Raw genomic sequence first — 18,918 nt, forward strand, 5'->3', positions numbered from 1 at the left:
ACCGCCGGCCTGAACCGGATCGGGACCGAGACACCGACCCGGTTCAGGCCGCGGGGCGATGGTCAGCGGCCTCCGCCACCGCCACCTCCGCCTCCGCCACCGGCTGACCCTCCACCGCCGGCACCGCCAGAGAAGCTGCCACCCGAGGAGGGGGCGGTCGCAGCTGAGTCGGCAGCCCCGGCGAGCCCGTGCACCATCCCGGCGAGCGTGCCGGCCCGCACGACGACGTCGCCGTCGAGCCAGGTCGGGGCCGTCCCCGAGGCCACGTAGGCGCGCTCGAGCGCATGCCCCCACGACTCCTCCACGCCCCACAGCACTGCCCAAGGCAACAGCCGCTCGGTGATCCGGACGACGGACTCGGGCGCGCCGGCGTCCGCGTCCTCCCGCTCAGCGCCGGTGACGCTCTGCAGCATTCGCAGCCGGTCGGCCTCGGCGAGCGCCATGTACATGCGCAGCCCCTCGATGTGCTCGCGTGCGAGGGAGCCAGCGCGGGTGAGTGACTGCGGCGGGCGCACGGTCAGCGTGCAGAGGACGACGGCGACGATGGAGACCACCCCGGCGGCGAACAGCCAGCCGGAGACCGTGCTGATGCGGGTGGACACGAGGCCGACGACCGCGACGGCGGCCGCCGAGAGTGCCCAGGCACCGAGACGCAGGGCAGGGGTGAGCCGGCGTTCTGACCGAGCCCGAAGCCCGTCGGCTATGGCGCGGTGGCGGGCGTCACCGACCACTCTGGCCACCCGTCCGGCCCGTTCCTCACTCGGCCCGTCGAACCACACGACGCGTCCCGGGGACGGTGCCCCCTCACCCACAACGGCGGCGAGGGCGAGCCGGTCGGGCGGGCTCGCCGCATCGGGCAGACCGACCACGCGCACGCCGCGGCGCACCCGTTCGCGACCGAGGAGTCCACGGTCGCGACGTTCGACGACACGAACGACGCCGCGCACGGCAAGTTCCAGCACCGCGGCCGGAAACCATCGACCGGAGCGCTCGAGGAGGTCAGCGCCCTCGGCGAGATCGACCCTCTGGGGCGGTGTGCACTCGGGGACGATGACCTCGCGCCCGGGCACGTCGCCCCAGCGGCGGCGGCGCTGCCCCCACAGCCCGACGGCCGCGAACAAGGCGGCGGCGGCCGCACCGAGGGGCAGCCAGGTGGCCCACCAGGTGCGAGCCGGGGCAGTGGGGACGGTGAATGTTCCGGGGGCGAACCCCACGGCGACGGTCATCGTCTGCCCGGCGCCAAGCGCGCCGTCGCTGACGGCCTGCCAGGTCACGCCGTCATCCGCCGCATCCGATGTGATGCGGTTGATCGGGCACCGACCGGTGTCGCCCTCGGCACCCCGGTAACAGGCGGACTCGCCGTTCGCGGCGGCGGCGAGGCCTGCGGGCACGTGCACAGTCGCGGTCACGGCGTCGAAGCGCTGGGCCCAGTCGGTGCCGTTGACGTCCCAGTAGAACTCGTCGGCATCGGTGTCGCTGAAGTGGCGCACGAGATTGACCAGGTCGTAGACGATCACGTAGGTCTGCACGCCGCGCACGCAGCGGTCGTCGCCGATGGAGACGACGAGCTCCCCGCCCTCCTCGTCGGTCGTGTACGGCACGGCCGCCCCCGTGGCGTCGGTGTCGGCGCGCGCGGGCAGCGACGTGTCGATCATCGCGAGCGCCATGAGCGCGGCGAGAAGCGCGAGCGCGGCGATCCGGGCGGCGGGGGATGTTCGGATCGGGGCGCTGCGGCAGGCCGGGGTCATGCGGTCATGGTACTGGGCCACGGGGGACGGACCGTCTGGAACGGACCCCCCCGGGACGGACCCCACCCGGGCAGACGGCTGGAGCGGTCAACGGGGCCGGACCGTCGGGCGAGGCCGGGATCGTGTCCGCAGCCGGCCCGGCCCGACGGCTCAGGCGCGCTCGAGCACGCTGGCGTAGTTCGATACCGCGGTGCCGCCCATGTTGACCACCCCGGCGACGTCAGCGGTCGGCAGCTGCATCTCGCCGGCCGTGCCGGTCAGCTGCATCGCGCAGAGCACATGCTGCGACACACCGGTGGCTCCCACCGGGTGCCCCTTCGCCTTCAGCCCGCCGCTGACGTTGACGGGCAGCCGGCCGTCGCGTTCGACGGTGCCGTCGTCGAGCAGCCGCGCGCCCTGCCCCGGCTCGGCCAGGCCGATCGACTCGTAGATGACGAGCTCGGCGATCGTGAAGCAGTCGTGCACCTCGAGCAGGCTGAAGTCGTCGAGGGTGCGGCCGGTGCGTTCGAGCGCGCGCTGCCAGGCTTCGCGCACACCGCCGAACAGGGTCAGGTCGCGCCGGTCGAGCGGCAGCCAGTCATTGGCCTGCTCGATCGCCCGCAGGTGCACGGCGCCGTGCCCGGTGTGCGGGGCGCGGTCGCGGCGGGTGAGGACGAGGGCGGCGGCCCCGTCGGAGACCGGCGAGCAGTCGGTGCGCTTCAGGCGGCCGAACACGGTGGGGTTGCGGTCGGAGACCGTCTCGCAGAAGGCCACGTCGAACGGCTTGTGCAGCTGTGCGTAGGGGTTGCGCATCCCGTTGGCGTGGTTCTTCGCGGCGATCTGCGCCATCGTGTGGGCGGGGTCGCCGTACCGGTCGGCGTAGGCGTCCGCGACGGCCGAGAACATCTCGGCGAACCCGCCGCGGGAGTCGGTGCCGGCCAGCTCGTAGGAGGCGCCGAGCAGTGCCCGGCCGACCTGCTCGGGGCTCGCCTGGGTCATCTTCTCGACGCCGATGACGAGCACCCGGTCAGCGTCGCCGCTGCGCACGGCGCGCACCCCGGTGCGTACGGCAGCGGCGCCGGAGGAGCAGGCGTTCTCGACCCGGGTCGCGGGCCGATACAGCAGCGCCTCGTCGATCTGCAGGGCGAGCGACGACGGGAACGCGAGCGGGACGAGCCCCGCGTTGTAGGTGCCGATGACGACCTCGTCGATGTCACCGGGCTCGAGGCCGGCGTCGGCGATCGCCTGCCCGCCGATGCGGGTGATGAGGCTCTCCAGCGTCTCGTCGGGCAGCTTCCCGAAGCGGGAGTGGGCCCAGCCGGCGATCAGGACGTCGTCGGGGCGGGGATCGGTGCGGGTGGCGGTCATGCGTGGGTCTCCTCGGTCTCGGGCTGGATGATGTGCAGGTCGTCGGGGACGACGAGCGGCGCGTCGGTGCGCCGACGGATCTCGTCGACGGTGACGTCGGCGGGGTGGCCGACCAGGCGCAGCCCCTCCGGTGTGACGTCGATGACGGCGATGTCGGTGATGATCCGGTCGACGGCACCGGCGCCGGTGAGCGGCAGGTCGCAGCGACGACGGATCTTGGGCGTGCCGTCCTTGGCAGTGTGGTCAGTGAGCACGATCACCCGTCGGGTGCCCGCGACGAGGTCCATGGCCCCGCCCGGCCCCTTCACCTTGCGCCCGGGGATCGCCCAGTTGGCGAGGTCGCCGCGCTCGGAGACCTGCATCGCCCCGAGCACGGCGATGTCGATGCGACCGCCGCGGATCATCCCGAACGACAGCGCCGAGTCGAAAAAGCTCGCGCCGGGGGCGACGGTGACGGTCTGCTTGCCGGCGTTGATCACATCCGGGTCCTCCTCCCCCTCCCAGGGGAAGGCGCCGACGCCGAGGATGCCGTTCTCGGAGTGCAGGGTCACGTGCACTCCCTCGGGCACGTGGTTGGCCACCAGCGTGGGGATGCCGATGCCGAGGTTGACGTAGTCGCCGTCGTGCAGCTCGCGGGCCGCCAGCCAGGCCATCTGGTCTCGTGTCCAGCTCATGGTTCACTCCTCTCTCAGGCCGCCACGTCGCGGGCGGGACGCGGGCGCACGGTGCGCCGCTCGATTGGCCGCTCCCGGTGCGCGGCCGAGACGACGGACTCGACGAAGATGCCGGGCGTCTCGATGCGGTCTGGCTCGAGCGCGTCAGGCTCGATGCGCTCGGCCTCGACGACGGTGTGGTCGGCGGCCTGGGCGACGAGCGGGTTGAAGTTGCGGGCCGCGGCCCGGTAGGCGAGGTTGCCGAACCGGTCGGCCCGGTGAGCGTGGACGAGGCCGAGATCGGCGTGCAGCGCCGTCTCGAGCAGATGCGGCACCCCGTCGAAGTCACGCACCTCGTGGTCGCGGGCGACGTCGGTGCCGACACCGGTGGGCGTGTAGAAGGCGGGGATGCCGGCCCCCGCGGCGCGCAGCCGCTCGGCGAGCGTGCCCTGCGGCACGAACACGACCTCGACCTCGCCGGCGATCATCTGCCGGGCGAACTCGTCGTTCTCCCCCGCGTACGAGCAGTGCACGCGGGCGACCTGGTGGCTGTCGAGCAGCAGGCCGAGCCCGACGCCGTCGAGCCCCATGTTGTTGGAGATGATGGTCAGCTCCCGCACCCCCGAGTCGCGCACTGCCTCGATGAGCTCGAGCGGCGAGCCGCAGATGCCGAACCCGCCCACGGCGATCGTCATCCCGTCATGCAGCAGCGGTTCGAGCGCCTGGCGCGCCGCCGTGATCCGCTTGATCATGTGGACCTCCTCATCCCTGGACCAGTGCGGACCCCATTGTCCACATGCCGGTCATCGACTCTCATCGACTGCCCCGAGCGTAAAGACGGCCGGGCGCGCCGGCAAATGATATACACGCCCCGATGGACACCAGTCATGTCCGTATAGTGGACCCGTGAACGATGACCACGCCGCCCAGACCGGCACGCAGTCGCTCGACCGGGCGTTGCGCCTCCTCCACCTCATCGCCGACGCGGACGCCCCCTGCGGCACCGGCGAGCTGTCCCGCCGGGCCGGACTGACGCGTCCGACCGCCCACCGGCTGCTGCAGGGCCTGCACCACGCCGGCATGGTCTCCCGCGCGGACGCGACCGAGCCCGTCACGGGGTCGCACCGCACGGCACGCTGGGAGCTGGGGCCGCAGCTGGCCGTGCTCGGCACGCTCGCCGCGGCGCGACGACCGCTCCCCCGGCTCGCCCGGCCGCTGCTGCAGCGGATCGCCCAGGCCACCGGGGAGAGCGCGTTCCTCTCCGTGCTGCGCGGCCACACGACCGTGTGCGTGGCTGAAGAGGAGGGCTGGTACCCGATGCGGTCGTACGTGCTGCACGTGGGCAGCCGGTTCCCCGTCGGCGTGGGCACCGCGGGGATGGCGTTCGCGGGACTGCTCGACGCCGACGAGCTCGACCGGGCGCTCGCGGCGACCCGGGCCGGGCGGGTGGAGCTCGGCCCCGCCTTCGACGACGACCGGGTGCGGGTGCGCGCCGAGCGGACGCGACGGCTCGGCTGGGCGTGGAACCCCGGCCTCATCGTGGCTGGCAGCCACGGGGTCGGCGTGGCGGTGCGCGAGCCGGGGGCGCCGGCCTGGGCGCTGAGCGTCACCGGGGTGGAGCAGCGCTTCGCCGACGGACGCGCCGAGCGACTTGCGGAGACGCTGCTGGAGGCGGCGACCGAGCTGCGCGAGCGGCTCGCCCGCTGACGGGACCGCGGGTCAGAGCCAGTCGCGCACCTTGAACTGGATGTACAGGCCGACGCTCGTGAGCGCGACGAGGGCGATCGCGACGACGCCGCCGGTGCCGGTGCCGAACAGCGGCAGGTCGACGTTCATGCCGAAGAACCCGGTGATGAGCGTGGGCACGGCGATGATCGCCGCCCAGGCGGTGAGCTTCTTCATCACGAGATTCATCCGGTTGCCCTGGCTGGAGAGGTTCGTGTCGACGATCGTGCTGGCGAGGTCGCGCAGCGAGTCGGTCCAGTCGCTCACCCGCAGCACGTGGTCGTACACGTCCAGCAGGTAGGGCTGCAGCGCGTCCGGCAGCGGCGGGTCGGAGCGGTTGATGATGCTGCTGACGATCTCGCGGGTGGGCAGGGCGAGCCGGCGCAGCACGACGAGCTGCTTGTGCAGCAGGTAGGCGTCCCGCTGCACACGGTGGGCGTCCGGATGCGTGCCGAGCACCTCCGCCTCCAGCTGCTCGACCTCCTCGTCGAGCGCCTGGACGGTGTCGAAGTGCGTGTCTACGACGTGGTCGACGATCGCCCACACCAAGGTCATCGGCCCGGCGGCGAGCAGCCCCGGATGCGCCTCCCACCCCCGTCTCACGCAGTCGATGTCGAACCCGTCGGCCCGACGCACGGTGACCACGACTCGGCCGGCGACGAACACGTCCACCTCGTGGCGCACGATGCGATCCTGCGGGGCCGGCGCGGGGCCTGGCCCAGCGAGCGCCAGGGCGTAGAGGGTGAGGAACAGATGGGTCTCGTAGCGGACGAGCTTCGCCCGCTCCTCGCTCCCCTCGACATCCTCCACGGCGAGAGGGTGCAGGTGCAGCAGCTCGGCGAGCCGCTCGAGCCGCTCGTGATCGGGGTCGACGAGGTCGACCCAGGTGACCCGCTCGGCGTCGTCGCGCAGCGCCGTGATCTCCTCGACCGCGGCGGTGCACTCGATGCGGCCGTCGCGGTAGACGACCGCGGTGGCCGCGGGCTCGGTGCTGGCTGGCATGCTCTCGAGTCTACGATCGACCGGCGTCGGGCCGCTCCAGCGCGCTCCTCGCGACGCCGTCGAGGATGTCCTGCTCGCTGTACGCGATCGGCACGGCGAGCCCCGCGGCCACCAGTCGGGCGCACACGCGATCCCAGATGACCGCCGCGGCGCCGACCACGTCGCGGCGCCCCGGGTCGACGCCGAGCGCGGCGAGCTCGGTCGCGTCGGAGCGGATGATCCGGGCCGCCGCGCGGCGCAGTGCGTCCACCGGCCACGCGCGCCTGGAGAGCTCGGCACGGCGCGCGCAGGAGACGCCGGCTGCGACGGCCGCGATCGCGCCGACCGAGTCAGACACCCCGATGACCCGGTCGAGGCCGCCCAGCGGCACGATCTGCTCGGCGCGGTCGAGCGCCCGGTCGACGTCCCGCGCGATCGCGGCACGAACGGTGGCGTCCAGCGGCGTGCCGGCCACGTGCCGCTCGGCGAGGCGGACGCTGCCGACGTCCATCGAGTGCGCGGCCAGCACGGCGCCGGCCGTCGCGTCGCCGACGACGAGCTCGGTGGAGCCACCGCCCATGTCGATCACGAGCGTGCGATCCGGTCGCCCGGGCGCCGCCGCGCGCGGCAGGCCCGCGGTCGCCCCGCGGAATGACAGCGCCGCCTCCTCGGTGCCGGCGATGACCTCCGGGATGACGCCGAGGACGCTGCGGACCCGGTCGACGAGCGGGGCCGGGTCGGTCACGTCACGGCTGGCCGAGGTGGCCGCGAACCGCACCCGGGACGCCGGCACGGCGAGTCGGTCGAGCTCGGCTCGGATCACCGCCAGGGCGGCGTCGAGCCGGGCGAGCGCCGGCGGGGCGAAGCGGCGGGTGCGGTCGACGCCCTCGCCGAGGCGGATCACCCGGGAGCGCCGCGCGAGCTCGCGCGCCCCGTCGGGCGCGCGTTCGAGGACGAGCAGGCGGATCGTGTTCGTGCCGCAGTCCACGCCGGCGGCGCGGACCGGCTCTGGAGCATCCGGCCGGAGCGTGCGCGGGGTCTGACTCGACATGAGCCCCATGGTAGAGGCCCGGCCGCCGCAGCCCGGCCGCACCCTGCGCGGGGAATATCCCGACGCCCCGATCGTTGGAGTTGAGCGTATGACACTCAAGTCCGAGGGTGCGACGTCCGCGAGTCCGCGGGCCGGCCGCACCCTTCCAACCACTGTGAGGAGGCACCGTGCCAGAGAACGTCACCCCCAGCCGCGGCGAGGCAGGCCCCCACGGCGACCATGACGGCGAGCGGGAGCGCGCCGCATTCGACGAGTTCCTCGCCCGCTATCTCGCCGGCGAGCGGGCCACGCAGTCGCGGCAGGCGATCGACATCAGCCGGTTGCTCGCCCGGCGCACGCAGACGGCGCTGGCCCGGGCTGGCTCGTACGCGGTCGCCCGTGGACAGGGCGAGGTCGACGCGCTTCACCTGCTGCGCGTGCTCGTGACCCGGGATCCGGCGGCCGGCGTGGTGCGCGGACTCGGCATCACACCCGAGCGGGTCGTGGAGGCCGTGGAGGCCCGGCTCCCGCAGGCGGTGCCGGGCGCCGCGGTCACCGAGGCCCCGGCGATCACCCCCTCGCTGCAGCGGGTGCTCTTCCACGCCTTCCAGATCGCGCGCGCCTCGGGAGCGACCTACATCGATCTGGAGCACCTCTTCCTCGCGCTCGTCCTGGACCAGGACACGCCCGCCGGCCAGGTGCTCACCCGGCTCGGCATCACTCCGCAGGCGGTCACCCGCGGCGTGCGGCCCGCCGATATCGCGCACGCGTCCGATGCGGCGGAGACCGCGGCGGCCGACGCGTCCGACGGCGCGGTGGACGAGGACGACGATGCGCAGGACGCCACCGCGTCCACCGAGGCCGGGGCCACCCCGATGCTCGATCGCTTCGGCGAGGACCTCACCGCCCGCGCCGAGGCCGGCGAGCTCGACCCGGTGATCGGCCGGGACGACGAGATCGTGCAGACCGTGGAGATCCTCTCGCGGCGCACGAAGAACAATCCCGTGCTCGTCGGCGAGGCGGGCGTCGGCAAGACGGCCGTCGTCGAGGGGCTCGCCGAGCGGATCGCCTCCGGCGACGTGCCCCCGGCGGTCGCCGGCCGGCGTGTCATCACCCTCGACCTGCCCGCCCTGGTGGCCGGCACCCGGTTCCGGGGCGACTTCGAGGAGCGGCTGACCCGCCTGCTCGACGAGATCGCCGCCCACCGCGACGAGCTCGTCGTGTTCATCGACGAGCTGCACACCGTCGTCGGCGCCGGCGGCTCCGCACCCGGCGACGGCATGGACGCGGCGAACATCCTCAAGCCGCGGCTGGCCCGCGGCGACCTGCACCTGGTCGGGGCGACGACCCTCGATGAGTACCGGCGCATCGAGCACGACCCGGCGCTGGCCCGCCGGTTCCAGCCGGTCACGGTCGACGAGCCGAGCGAGGACGACGCGGTGCGGATCGTCGAGGGTGTCGCCCCCGCCTTCGCCCACCACCACGACGTGCGGTACACGCCGGAGGCGCTTCGCGCCGCCGTGCGGCTGTCGGCCCGCTACCTGCCCGACCGTCGGCTGCCGGACAAGGCGATCGACCTGATCGACCAGGCCGGGGCCCGGCTGCGGCTGCGGCTCGGCGCTGTCACCGGGGAGCGCACCGTCGACACCGCGCCGCTCATGGAGCGGCTGGCCGAGCTGGAGGCGGAGAAGAACGCCGCCGTGGACCAGGAGCGCTACGAGGACGCCGGCACGGCCCGGGATCGCATCCGCGAGGTGCAGCACGAGCTCGACGAGGCCACCGCGCACAACGCGCGAGTGGCGTCGGAGCGCGCCGCGGGGTCCCAGGACGCCCCGGTGGAGGCGGTCGTCGACGAGGCGCAGATCGCCGGGGTCGTCGCCCGGCGCACCGGCATCCCCGCCGAGCGCATCAGCGAGGGCGAGCGCGCCCGGCTGGCGCACCTCGAGGAGGAGCTGCACGCGCGGGTGGTCGGGCAGGACGACGCGGTCAGTGCCGTCGCCCGGGCCGTGCGTCGCGGGCGCACCGGGCTCGCCGACCCGCACCGCCCTGTGGGCAGCTTCCTGTTCTTGGGGCCCACCGGCGTCGGCAAGACCGAGCTGGCCCGCACACTCGCCCGTTCGCTGTTCGGCGACGAGCGGGCGATGGTGCGCTTCGACATGTCGGAGTTCGGCGAGCGACACACCGCCTCGCGGCTCGTGGGCGCCCCTCCGGGCTACGTCGGGTTCGACCAGGCCGGGCAGCTGACCGAGGCTGTGCGCCGCCGACCGTACTCGGTGCTGCTGCTCGACGAGATCGAGAAGGCGCACCCTGACGTGTTCGACCTGCTGCTGCAGGTGCTCGACGACGGCAGGCTCACCGACGGGCAGGGCCGCACGGTCGACTTCCGCAACACCGTGATCATCATGACGTCGAACCTGGGCTCGGAATTCCTGGCCTCGCGGTCGGGGGCGCTCGGGTTCGTCGCCAACGACGACCCGACCGGCTTCGGCTCGGAGCAGGCGCTGCGCGATCGGGTGATGGGCCGGCTGCGCGAGACGATGCGGCCCGAGTTCCTCAACCGCATCGACGAGATCGTACTGTTCCACCGGCTCACCCGCGACCAGGTCGCCCGCATCACCCGCGGCATGGTCGACGAGGTCGCCGCCCGGCTCGCCGGGCAGGGCGTGCGGCTCGTCGTCTCGGACGCGGCGGTCGCCCGGCTCGCCGAGCTCGGCTGGCAGCCCGAGTACGGGGCCCGCCCACTGCGGCGGACGATCCAGCGCGAGCTGGATGACCGCCTCGCCGACCGCCTCGTGACCGGCACGCTGCAGCCCGGCGACACCGCCCGGGTGGACGAGCACGACAGGCAGCTCTCGGTGACCGTCGAGAGCGGCACCGACGCGCATCCGGCTCCGCACCCGGTCGGTGACGCGGCCTGACCGGCGCCGGACGGATCCGACATGGCGCAGGCCGCTCGCGGGTCGGCTGCCCGATGAGGTGAGCCGACTCGCGAGCCGACCCGGCTCCCGGGTGTGCCCGGTGGGCGCACGCTCTGGCACGGCCGAGGGCGCCTGGCGAGGCCGGCGGATGACGCACGCCGTCACGTCGGGCTGACGAGAGTCTGTGGAGGTGCGTAGGCTCGTGGCATGAGCACCCACGGAACCGCATCCCCGACCACCCCGTCCTCCCCTGTCGACGTCCCCCAGCTCACGCTCTCGGACGGTCACGCCCTGCCCGCCATCGGCCTCGGCACCTACCGCCTGCGCGGCGCCGCCGGCGCCGACGCGGTCGCCCGGGCGATCCGCACCGGCTACCGGCTGATCGACAGCGCCTTCAGCTACGAGAACGAGGGCGCCGTGGGCGCCGGCGTGCGCGACTCCGACGTGGACCGCTCCGAGATCACCGTCACCTCCAAGCTGCCCGGCCGTCACCACGCCTACGACCAGGCGCTCGCCGCGATCGAGGAGTCGGTGTACCGCATGGGCATCGGCCCGATCGACCTCATGCTCGTCCACTGGCCGAACCCGCTGGCGGGTCGGTATGTGGAGGCGTGGCAGGCCCTGCTCGAGGCCCGGGAGCGCGGGCTCGTCCGCTCGATCGGGGTGAGCAACTTCCTGCCCGAGCATCTGGAGCGGATCATCGCCGCGACCGGGGTGGCTCCGGTCGTCGACCAGATCGAGATCCACCCGCGCTTCCCACAGGACGAGGCCGTGCGCTGGAACGCCGACCACGGCATCCGCACCGAGGCGTGGAGCCCGCTGGGCCGCGCGTCCGGCATCCTCGCCGACCCCGTGCTCCAGGCGATCGCCCGCGAGCACGGCCGGACGGTGGCGCAGATCGTCCTGCGCTGGCACGTGCAGCGGGGCGTCGTGCCGATCCCGAAGGCCGCCAGCCCCGACCGGCAGCGCGAGAACCTCGCCGTGTTCGACTTCGCCCTGAGCGAGTCGGACCTCGCCCGGATCGCGGAGCTCGCCCGTCCGGACGGCCGGCTGAAAGGCCAGGACCCTGCCACCTACGAGGAGTTCTAGCCGAGGTGTGGCCCGGGCTGACGCCGATTCAGCATCCCGACCCCGATTCAGCAGCAGCACCGCGAATCCCGCTGAACCCGATCAAGGATGCTGAATCCGCGTCTCGACACGCCTCACCCACCGTCCGAGACCGGCCCGCCGCCCACCAGCGGCAGCCCTCACTCCCCTCCGGCGGCCAGGCGCATCAGATCCGTGTCGAAGTCGGGCCCGTCGTCGCGGCGGCGCTCGGCGGCCGAGTCGAAGGTGTGGTCGTACGAGCTCCACGTGCTGCGGGTCATAGCCCGCTCGACGTCGTCGGCGACGAGGGCGATGAGCTCGGCGGCGGCGCGCTCGACCCGCTCGCCGAGGCCGGGGTCGAACCAGTCCCCGCCGGTGGCGAGCACCGAGGTGGGCACGGTCAGCGTGCGGAAGAAGGCGAGCACCCCGCGCAGCTCGATGTCGACGGCGAGGGCGTGCCGGGCGGTGCCGGCGGTCGCGAGCAGGGCGGCCGGCTTCGCCACGAGCAGGTCCTGGTCGAGGACGTCGAGGAAGCTCTTCAGCAACCCGCTCATGCCCGCCTTGTATATCGGTGTGGCGATGACGACGCCGTCGGCGTGGGCGAGTGCGGTGACCGCGGACTCCAGCCGTTCGGAGCGCAGCCCGCCCACGAGCGCCTGCATGATCTCCTGGGCGAGCGGCCGCAGCCCGATGCGCCGGACGGTCACGCGCACCCCGGCGCGGTCGGCGGTCACGCCCGCGGCCCGGGCGAACCGGTCGGCGAGCATGTCGGTCGACGACGGTTCGGAGACCCCGGCGCTGATGATGAGGATCGTCCGCGCGCGGTCGTCGCGCGTCTGCTCCGGTCCGGCCGGCTGACCGGCTGTCTCGTCCGGTCCGGCATCATGCCTGCTGGTGGTGGCTGTCGTGGTCATGATCCGCTCGTCTCCGAGGCGACGGCGGAGGCCGCCGCGTCCTCCATCCCGTCCGGGCCCGAGTCCGCCCGATTCTCGCTCGGCCGGCCCGAGTCGGACCGGCCCGCGGCCGTCTGGCCCGCAGGTGCCCGGCCCCTGCTCGTCCCGTCCGCACGGTCGATGAGCCGCCGGGCCAGGTCCCGCAGCCCGGTGAGCTGGGCGTCGTCGAGCGACGCCGTCATCCGGTCGGCGACCTGGCGGGCGTGCCGGCGGCCGATCGTCCGCTGCACCTCGTGCCCCGCCTCGGTCAGGCCGAGCCGCACCCGGCGGGCGTCGCGCAGGTCGCGTCCGCGGGACACCCAGCCACGGGTGACGAGCCGCTCGACGAGCCGCGAGAGCCCGGGCTGGGTGAGCATGACGTCCTGCCCCAGCGTGCGCTGGTCGAGCCCATCCGGGTGCCGGGCGAGCGTGTAGAGCACGTCATACTCGGACAGCGTCGCCGGATGCCACAGGTCGGCGGCCGCGAACTCGCGCAGCAGCACGCCCTGAGCGCGGAAGAGCGCCTCCCACGCCTCGTTGGCGAGCCGGGTGCGGGCGCGGGAGGCGGCCTTGGTCATCGCCCGGCCTCCGCGGCCCGTCGCGCCTCGCGCCGCTGCCGGGCGATGATCTCGGGGCTGTCCTGGTAGGGCGAGCCGCCGGTGACGTTGTCGCCCCGGTTGGCGTTCGGGCGCGGCTGTCGGGGTGGCTCGTCGCCGTACCTCGCACGCACGAGGTCGGCGTGCGAGGGCGGGTCGCTGGGGACGCCGGCCGGCCGCATCGCCTCCATCTCGTGACGCAGCACCGGCACGACCTCGCCGCCGAGCAACTCGAGCTGGTCAAGCACCGTCGCGAGGGGCAGCCCGGCGTGGTCCATGAGGAACAGCTGTCGCTGGTAGTCGCCGAAGTCCTCGCGGAACTCGAGCGTGCGGTCGATGACCTGCTGGGGGCTGCCGACCGTCAGCGGGGTCTGGCTGGTGAAGTCCTCCAGGCTCGGCCCGTTGCCGTACACGGGCGCCTCGTCGAAGTAGGGGCGGAACTCGCGCACCGCGTCCTGCGACCGCCGGGCGATGTACGCCTGGCCACCGAGGCCGACGATCGCCTGGTCGGCCCGACCGTGGCCGTGGTGCTCGAAGCGGCGCCGGTACAGGCCGATCAGCCGCTTGAAGTGGTCACGGGGCCAGAAGATGTTGTTAGCGAAGAAGCCGTCGCCGTAGTACGCGGCCTGCTCGGCGATCTCCGGGGTTCGGATCGATCCGTGCCAGACGAACGGGGGCACGTCGTCGAGCGGGCGGGGCGTGGCGGTGAACCCCTGCAGCGGGGTGCGGTATCGGCCGTGCCAGTCCACCACGTCCTCACGCCACAGCCGGTGCAGCAGGTTGTAGTGCTCGAGCGCCATGGGCAGCGACTCGCGGATGTCGGCGCCGAACCATGGGTAGACCGGGCCGGTGTTGCCGCGGCCGAGCATGAGGTCCATGCGGCCCTCGGAGAGATGCTGCAGCATCGCGTACTCCTCGGCGATGCGCACCGGGTCGTTCGTGGTGATGAGCGTGGTCGAGGTGCTCACGATGATGCGTTTCGTCTGCGCGGCGATGTACGCCAGCAGCGTCGTCGGCGCCGACGAGAAGAACGGCGGGTTGTGGTGCTCGCCGATCGCGAAGACGTCGAGCCCGACCTCCTCCGCCTTGCGGGCGATCGTGACGGCCGCGCGGATGCGCTCCGCCTCGCTGGGCGTGCGGCCGCTGACGGGGTCGCGGGTGATGTCGCTGACCGAGAAGATGCCGAACTGCATGTCGTCTCCGTTCTTGGTGGTGCGTCCGGTACGCCGTCCGGCCGCGGGATGCGATGCCGTACTCCCCTGCCGCGCCCGGCACGCCTCACTATAGTTGCACCTGCAATATATGCGCAAGCATTGGTATTCGCGGCGCGCGGAGGCGAGCGACGACGTGAGCATGTCGCAGTCGGCGGGATCATCAGATGTGTCCATGGGTGCCCGCTTCCATCATCGGATGTGTCACTTTGCGACAGCGCCGCTCGCCCCTCGATCCCAGCTTCCGCACCGGCATGCCGATCCGCCCATTCCTGAGAACGGTTCGCAGCCCGGATCCCGGCTCCGACACCTCTCGGCATCGCCCGCGTGCGGCGCTACGCTCGCCAGTGATCAGGGGCTCCGGAGAGACCGGAGCCGACAGTGCGGTCCTCCGCGAGGCCTTCCGCCCTCGCACCTGTGTGTGCGAGACGAGGCGACCGGAGCACCACGACGACACACAGAGGAGTACGCCATGAAGGCTGCTGTGCTGGAGGAGTTCACCAAGCCGCTCAACGTCACCGACGTCCCGGACCCGACGCTCACCGACGACGGCGCGATCATCGAGGTCAAGGCCTGCGGCATCTGCCGCAGCGACTGGCACGGCTGGAAGGGAGAGTGGACCGGGTTCCTCGCCCCGCTGCCGATGATCGGCGGCCACGAGATGAGCGGCATCGTCAAGGAGGTCGGCAAGAACGTCAAGAAGGTCAAGGTCGGCGACCGCGTGATCGTCCCCTTCACCTGTGGCGACGGCACCTGCCAGGCCTGCCTCGAGGGTGACTCGAACGTCTGCGAGCATCAGACGATGCCCGGCTTCACGTACAACGGCGGATTCGCCGAGTACGCGCACGTGCCCACCGCCGACTTCAACCTCATCCCGCTGCCCGACGAGGTCGATTTCTCGCAGGCGAGCGGCATGGGCTGCCGCTTCATGACCGCCTACCACGGCGTGCTGAGCGTCGGCGACGTGCGCCCCGGTGACTGGGTGAGCGTCTACGGCGCGGGCGGCGTTGGTCTGTCGGCGATCCAGATCGCCACCGCGGCCGGCGCGAACGTCATCGCGGTCGACATCGCCCAGGACAAGCTCGACTTCGCCAAGAAGATGGGCGCCGTCCACACGGTCAACAGCATGGAGACCGACCCGGTCGAGGCGATCAAGGACTACACGCACGGCGGCGCCGACGTGTCGGTCGACGCGCTGGGCATCAACGCCACGCTGCTCGCCTCGCTCAACAGCACCAAGCGCAAGGGCCGCGCGGTGCAGATCGGCATGACCCCGATGGGCAAGGACGGCGACATCCCGATCGCGGTCAACGACATCATCGCCAACGAGGTCGCCTACCTCGGCTCGTTCGGCATGCCGCGCGCCGAGTTCCCGGCCCTGCTCAACCAGGTCGCCACCGGCAAGCTGCGCCCCGGCGATCTGGTGACCGCCGAGACGAACCTCAGCGGCATCGTCGACGTGTACCACGACATGGACACGTTCAAGGTCAACGGCGTGACGGTCATCACCGACTTCACCAAGTGATCCGGTCGTCCGGCACGGCGCCCATCCGTCGCCGGACGTCGCGCGCCGGCCGGGCTGTCTCGGTCGGCGCGCATCCCTCGTCGACGCCGGGCTGACACGGCGTCGGCCTGAAGGAGCCCCGCGACTGCATGCCGCGGGGCTCCTTCGTGCCCCGGGCTTGAGCCGCCATCCCCGGGACACGTCACCCGGGACCGTCCGGGCACGTCCCCAGGCCCCGGGCCGTGATCACCGAGGCAGCACGGTGAGCCGGCTGGACGACTCCCCGTGGTCCACGCGCATGCGCAACGGCTCCAGTCGGCAGCGCCAGGCGCCCGGAGACGAACGCCGCGAGCTCGTCCCACGCGAGCAGGTGATGGTGGTCGTCGGAGATGTAGGCGATCTGCTGTTCGGAGTCGCCGATGTACAGGTAGTTGTCCCGCAGCCAGGTGGGCACGCCGTCAGGGTCGGCCGTGAACTGGTGATGCAGGAGGATCGGCACCTTGATGTCAGCCGCGCGCTGGGCCTCCGGCTCGGTCCAGACCCCGTGCAGCGTCCGCGCGCCGTCGGAGCAGTCGACGAGCGGGGCGCCGTGCCAGCGACACACCCGCGTGCGGCCCCGGGGATGCCGCAGCGGCAGTCCCGTCCGGGTCGGCGCGTTCGCCCCCCGATTCCACCGCAGTCCGCCCGCGCGGCCGGCGGTGACGCCGCGTCCCCTGCCCCCCCTCCTCCGGCCAACGACATGGCGGGCCTGCGCTCCACCATGCCTCGTAGCCCGGCGCCGCGCTCCGGCACCGGGCAGGCCGCCCGGCGAGCGACGCGGACACGATCCGCCGATCGCTCGCTATCTGCGAACACCCTTGTTACTCTCATTCTGTGAGCACGATTCGATCCCTTCCCGCCGACCACCCGGCGCGCGCCGCGGCGACCCCGCCACGCACCGTCATCGACACCACCTCCAGCACGGCAGCCCGCACCGCGACAGCCCCAGCGCCCAGCCGCGGAGAGGCCGACGTCGACCAGATGCTGTGCCCGGCCCTCCTGGCCGCGATGGCCCTGCTCGGCAAACGCTGGAACGGCCTGGTCATCCAGGCGCTCGGCACGGGCCCGCAGCGGTTCGTCGACATCCGGCGCGGCATCCCGGGCATCAGTGACGCCGTGCTCGCCCGCCGTCTCGGCGAGCTGCAGCACTGCGAGCTGATCGAGCGAGTCGACGGCGCCACCCGCGCCCCGTACCGGCTCACGGCCAAGGGCCGCGACCTGCTGCCGGTGCTCGATGCACTCACCGCCTGGGCCGAGCGCTGGAGCGTCGCCGAGCATCTCGCCGCCGCCTGCGTCAAGGACATCGCCGGCGACCCCGTCCTGCAGGGGGCCAGGCGATGACCCGCCCGTTCGAGATCGGCGTCTATCACTTCGGCGAGCTCACCCCCGACCCCGAGACCGGCCGGGTCGTGACTGCGCAGCGCCGCCTGCATGAGCTGATCGAGCAGGCCGAGGTCGCCGACCAGGCGGGGCTGTCGGTCTTCGGCGTCGGCGAGCACCACCGCCGTGACTTCGCCGTCTCCTCCCCCGTCGTGCTGCTCGCGGCGATGGCCGCGCGCACGAGCCGCATCCACCTCACCCCGACGGTGAGCGTGCTGAGCTCCGACGACCCGGTGCGGGTCATGGAGCAGATCAACATGCTCGACGACCTCTCCGACGGACGTGCCGAGCTGATGGTCGGTCGCGGCTCGTACACCGAGTCGTTCCCGCTGTTCGGCTACGACCTGGCCGACTACGACGCGCTGTTCGAGGAGAAGCTCGACCTGCTCGACCACCTGCGCCGTGAGAACCCGATCACCTGGCAGGGGACGCTGCGGCCCTCCCTGCACGACGCCGACATCACCCCGCGCCCGGTCGGCGACCGGCTCGTGCCCGTGTGGATCGCCGTCGGCGGCACCCCGGCCAGCGCCGTGCGCGCCGCCAGACACGGCCTGCCGATGGCGCTCGGCGTCCTCGGCGGCCGCCTCGACGGCTTCCGCCGGTTCGTCGACCTGTACCGTCGCACCTGGGCCGAGCTCGGCCGCCCGGCGGACGAGGCGCTCGTGAGCGTCAACGGCCCGGGCTTCGTCGCCCCGACGAGCCAGGCGGCGATCGACCTGTCGTACCCCGCCTTCGCCGAGGGGATGCAGCAGAACTTCCACCAGCGCGGCCGCGGCTGGCGCGTGCCCCGCGACCAGTACGAGGCGATGGCCTCGCCGGGGGGCGCCCTGTTCGTCGGCAGCCCCGCCCAGATCGTCGACAAGATCCTGCGCCAGCACGAGGTGTACGGGCACGTGCGCTACATCTGTCAGCTCGGCTTCGGCAACGTGCCCAAGCGGGACGCGCTGCGCGCGATCGAGCTGCTCGGCACCGAGGTGCTGCCCGCGGTGCGCCGGGCGCTCGGACAGACCGGGGATGCGGCGGCCGAGACGGAGGCCAGGGCATGAGCGTGCGCGAGGAGATCGACCGGATCGACCGGCCGTTCCCGGGCCGTCCGGTGCGCGTCGTGGCCGTGAACGGCGCCTACTCGACCGGGGGACGCACCGACACGCTCGTGCGCGACATCCTGCAGGAGACCCGCCGGCAGCTCGCCGACGCCGGCCACGGCATGACGGCGACCACCATCGACGTCGCCCGGCTGGGCCAGGGGTTCACCGGGGCGCTCGAGCCCGACGACCTCACCCCGGAGGTCGCCGCCGTGTTCGACCAGGTGGCCGGCGCCGATCTGCTCGTCGCCGCGTCCCCCGTGTTCCGCGGGTCGTACAGCGGGCTGTTCAAGCACTTCTTCGACCTGATCGACCAGTACGCGCTCGCCGACCGGCCGGTGCTGCTCGCGGCAACCGGTGGCAGCGATCGGCACACGCTCATGATCGACCACGAGCTGCGTCCGCTGTTCGCGTTCCTGCAGGCGCACGTGGCGCCCGTGTCGGTGTTCGCCAGCGCCGGGGACTTCGCCGGCGGCCTGCTGCTGAACCCGGACGTGCGCGCCCGGATCGAGCTGGCCGTGCGCGGCATCCTGCCGGTCGTGCTGCTCGACGTCACCCGGGAGGACCGCGCCGGGCGCCGGCAGGTCGTCGACGAGTCGCAGCTGCCGCCGCTCTGATCCGCTCTGCCCCGCGCCGACGCGCTTGTCCGTCCGCCGCATCCCCACGTCATGCGGGCTGCTCGG

General features: G+C 72.9%; 17 protein-coding genes. 7 read left to right on the top strand and 10 right to left on the bottom strand.

Annotated elements, in window-relative coordinates; translation table 11 throughout:
• Positions 1–62: 62 nt before the first annotated feature.
• From F8O02_RS07245 to F8O02_RS07260, 4 genes are all read right to left on the bottom strand, one after another.
• Positions 63–1,748 carry a DUF2207 domain-containing protein gene (locus F8O02_RS07245; RefSeq protein ID WP_158036582.1) on the bottom strand — a complete coding sequence of 562 codons (1,686 nt, stop codon included), beginning with the start codon at positions 1,746–1,748 and terminating at the stop codon, positions 63–65.
• Positions 1,749–1,898: 150 nt separating this feature from the next.
• Positions 1,899–3,095 carry an acetyl-CoA acetyltransferase gene (locus F8O02_RS07250; protein WP_158036583.1) on the bottom strand — a complete coding sequence of 399 codons (1,197 nt, stop codon included), beginning with the start codon at positions 3,093–3,095 and terminating at the stop codon, positions 1,899–1,901.
• Entirely contained in the window at positions 3,092–3,769 is a 678-nt protein-coding gene (locus F8O02_RS07255; RefSeq protein WP_158036584.1) for a CoA transferase subunit B, read from the bottom strand. The genes F8O02_RS07250 and F8O02_RS07255 overlap by 4 nt, the downstream gene beginning before the upstream one ends.
• 14 nt (positions 3,770–3,783) lie before the next feature.
• Positions 3,784–4,500 carry a CoA transferase subunit A gene (locus tag F8O02_RS07260; protein WP_158036585.1) on the bottom strand — a complete coding sequence of 239 codons (717 nt, stop codon included), beginning with the start codon at positions 4,498–4,500 and terminating at the stop codon, positions 3,784–3,786.
• Positions 4,501–4,654: 154 nt separating this feature from the next.
• Here F8O02_RS07260 and F8O02_RS07265 point away from each other — a divergent pair, with 154 nt between their 5' ends.
• Positions 4,655–5,455: an IclR family transcriptional regulator gene (locus F8O02_RS07265; RefSeq protein WP_158036586.1), complete on the top strand. Its 801-nt coding sequence runs from the start codon at positions 4,655–4,657 to the stop codon at positions 5,453–5,455.
• Positions 5,456–5,467: 12 nt separating this feature from the next.
• On the opposite strand, the gene F8O02_RS07270 is transcribed toward F8O02_RS07265, so the two are convergent.
• Positions 5,468–6,475 carry a magnesium transporter CorA family protein gene (locus F8O02_RS07270; RefSeq protein ID WP_158036587.1) on the bottom strand — a complete coding sequence of 336 codons (1,008 nt, stop codon included), beginning with the start codon at positions 6,473–6,475 and terminating at the stop codon, positions 5,468–5,470.
• A 10-nt stretch (positions 6,476–6,485) separates the two neighbouring features.
• Positions 6,486–7,505, bottom strand: a complete 1,020-nt coding sequence (locus F8O02_RS07275; protein ID WP_158036588.1) for a Ppx/GppA phosphatase family protein — start codon at positions 7,503–7,505, stop codon at positions 6,486–6,488.
• Between the two features lie 167 nt (positions 7,506–7,672).
• On the opposite strand from F8O02_RS07275, the gene F8O02_RS07280 reads away from it, so the two are divergent.
• The gene (locus tag F8O02_RS07280) at positions 7,673–10,402 is read left to right on the top strand and encodes an ATP-dependent Clp protease ATP-binding subunit (RefSeq protein WP_158036589.1); all 2,730 of its coding nucleotides are present in this window, start codon (positions 7,673–7,675) and stop codon (positions 10,400–10,402) included.
• A gap of 207 nt (positions 10,403–10,609) precedes the next feature.
• Complete coding sequence (locus F8O02_RS07285; RefSeq protein ID WP_158036590.1) at positions 10,610–11,491, top strand: aldo/keto reductase; 882 nt, start codon at positions 10,610–10,612, stop codon at positions 11,489–11,491.
• 158 nt (positions 11,492–11,649) lie between these two features.
• Here the strand turns inward: F8O02_RS07285 and F8O02_RS07290 are convergent, their stop codons facing one another.
• Genes F8O02_RS07290 through F8O02_RS07300 form a run of 3 tightly spaced genes read right to left on the bottom strand, consistent with a single transcriptional unit; the run spans position 11,650 to position 14,209 of the window.
• The gene (locus F8O02_RS07290; protein ID WP_158036591.1) at positions 11,650–12,402 is read right to left on the bottom strand and encodes an NAD(P)H-dependent oxidoreductase; all 753 of its coding nucleotides are present in this window, start codon (positions 12,400–12,402) and stop codon (positions 11,650–11,652) included.
• The gene (locus F8O02_RS07295) at positions 12,399–12,998 is read right to left on the bottom strand and encodes a MarR family winged helix-turn-helix transcriptional regulator (RefSeq protein ID WP_179416327.1); all 600 of its coding nucleotides are present in this window, start codon (positions 12,996–12,998) and stop codon (positions 12,399–12,401) included. The genes F8O02_RS07290 and F8O02_RS07295 overlap by 4 nt, the downstream gene beginning before the upstream one ends.
• Positions 12,995–14,209: an LLM class flavin-dependent oxidoreductase gene (locus F8O02_RS07300; protein ID WP_158036592.1), complete on the bottom strand. Its 1,215-nt coding sequence runs from the start codon at positions 14,207–14,209 to the stop codon at positions 12,995–12,997. Before F8O02_RS07300 ends, F8O02_RS07295 begins: the two co-directional genes overlap by 4 nt.
• Positions 14,210–14,699: 490 nt before the next feature.
• Between F8O02_RS07300 and F8O02_RS07305 the strand changes: the two genes are divergently transcribed.
• Positions 14,700–15,752 (top strand): zinc-binding dehydrogenase, encoded by a 1,053-nt coding sequence (locus F8O02_RS07305; protein WP_158036593.1) that lies wholly within the window; start codon positions 14,700–14,702, stop codon positions 15,750–15,752.
• Between the two features lie 181 nt (positions 15,753–15,933).
• Here the strand turns inward: F8O02_RS07305 and F8O02_RS07310 are convergent, their stop codons facing one another.
• On the bottom strand, positions 15,934–16,335 hold the full coding sequence (locus F8O02_RS07310) for a hypothetical protein (protein WP_158036594.1): 402 nt from the start codon (positions 16,333–16,335) through the stop codon (positions 15,934–15,936).
• Positions 16,336–16,604: 269 nt separating this feature from the next.
• On the opposite strand from F8O02_RS07310, the gene F8O02_RS07315 reads away from it, so the two are divergent.
• The 3 genes from F8O02_RS07315 to F8O02_RS07325 are packed head-to-tail and all read left to right on the top strand — an operon-like array spanning position 16,605 to position 18,852.
• Complete coding sequence (locus F8O02_RS07315; RefSeq protein WP_225734204.1) at positions 16,605–17,111, top strand: winged helix-turn-helix transcriptional regulator; 507 nt, start codon at positions 16,605–16,607, stop codon at positions 17,109–17,111.
• Positions 17,108–18,196, top strand: coding sequence for an LLM class flavin-dependent oxidoreductase (locus F8O02_RS07320; protein WP_158036595.1), 1,089 nt, complete (start codon positions 17,108–17,110; stop codon positions 18,194–18,196). Before F8O02_RS07315 ends, F8O02_RS07320 begins: the two co-directional genes overlap by 4 nt.
• Positions 18,193–18,852, top strand: coding sequence for an NAD(P)H-dependent oxidoreductase (locus tag F8O02_RS07325; protein ID WP_158036596.1), 660 nt, complete (start codon positions 18,193–18,195; stop codon positions 18,850–18,852). Before F8O02_RS07320 ends, F8O02_RS07325 begins: the two co-directional genes overlap by 4 nt.
• Positions 18,853–18,918 lie beyond the last annotated feature (66 nt).

Source organism: Pseudoclavibacter caeni (genome assembly GCF_008831125.1).
In the GTDB taxonomy this organism is placed as follows: Bacteria; Actinomycetota; Actinomycetes; order Actinomycetales; family Microbacteriaceae; genus Pseudoclavibacter_A; species Pseudoclavibacter_A caeni.

What these genes read in the sequence shown, in the direction of transcription:
- F8O02_RS07245 (WP_158036582.1), bottom strand. Translation starts at nt 1,748, where the DNA reads ATGACCCCGGCCTGCCGCAGCGCCCCGATCCGAACATCCCCCGCCGCC.
- F8O02_RS07250 (WP_158036583.1), bottom strand. Translation starts at nt 3,095, where the DNA reads ATGACCGCCACCCGCACCGATCCCCGCCCCGACGACGTCCTGATCGCC.
- F8O02_RS07255 (WP_158036584.1), bottom strand. Translation starts at nt 3,769, where the DNA reads ATGAGCTGGACACGAGACCAGATGGCCTGGCTGGCGGCCCGCGAGCTG.
- F8O02_RS07260 (WP_158036585.1), bottom strand. Translation starts at nt 4,500, where the DNA reads ATGATCAAGCGGATCACGGCGGCGCGCCAGGCGCTCGAACCGCTGCTG.
- F8O02_RS07270 (WP_158036587.1), bottom strand. Translation starts at nt 6,475, where the DNA reads ATGCCAGCCAGCACCGAGCCCGCGGCCACCGCGGTCGTCTACCGCGAC.
- F8O02_RS07275 (WP_158036588.1), bottom strand. Translation starts at nt 7,505, where the DNA reads ATGTCGAGTCAGACCCCGCGCACGCTCCGGCCGGATGCTCCAGAGCCG.
- F8O02_RS07285 (WP_158036590.1), top strand. Translation starts at nt 10,610, where the DNA reads ATGAGCACCCACGGAACCGCATCCCCGACCACCCCGTCCTCCCCTGTC.
- F8O02_RS07290 (WP_158036591.1), bottom strand. Translation starts at nt 12,402, where the DNA reads ATGACCACGACAGCCACCACCAGCAGGCATGATGCCGGACCGGACGAG.
- F8O02_RS07295 (WP_179416327.1), bottom strand. Translation starts at nt 12,998, where the DNA reads ATGACCAAGGCCGCCTCCCGCGCCCGCACCCGGCTCGCCAACGAGGCG.
- F8O02_RS07300 (WP_158036592.1), bottom strand. Translation starts at nt 14,209, where the DNA reads ATGCAGTTCGGCATCTTCTCGGTCAGCGACATCACCCGCGACCCCGTC.
- F8O02_RS07305 (WP_158036593.1), top strand. Translation starts at nt 14,700, where the DNA reads ATGAAGGCTGCTGTGCTGGAGGAGTTCACCAAGCCGCTCAACGTCACC.
- F8O02_RS07320 (WP_158036595.1), top strand. Translation starts at nt 17,108, where the DNA reads ATGACCCGCCCGTTCGAGATCGGCGTCTATCACTTCGGCGAGCTCACC.
- F8O02_RS07325 (WP_158036596.1), top strand. Translation starts at nt 18,193, where the DNA reads ATGAGCGTGCGCGAGGAGATCGACCGGATCGACCGGCCGTTCCCGGGC.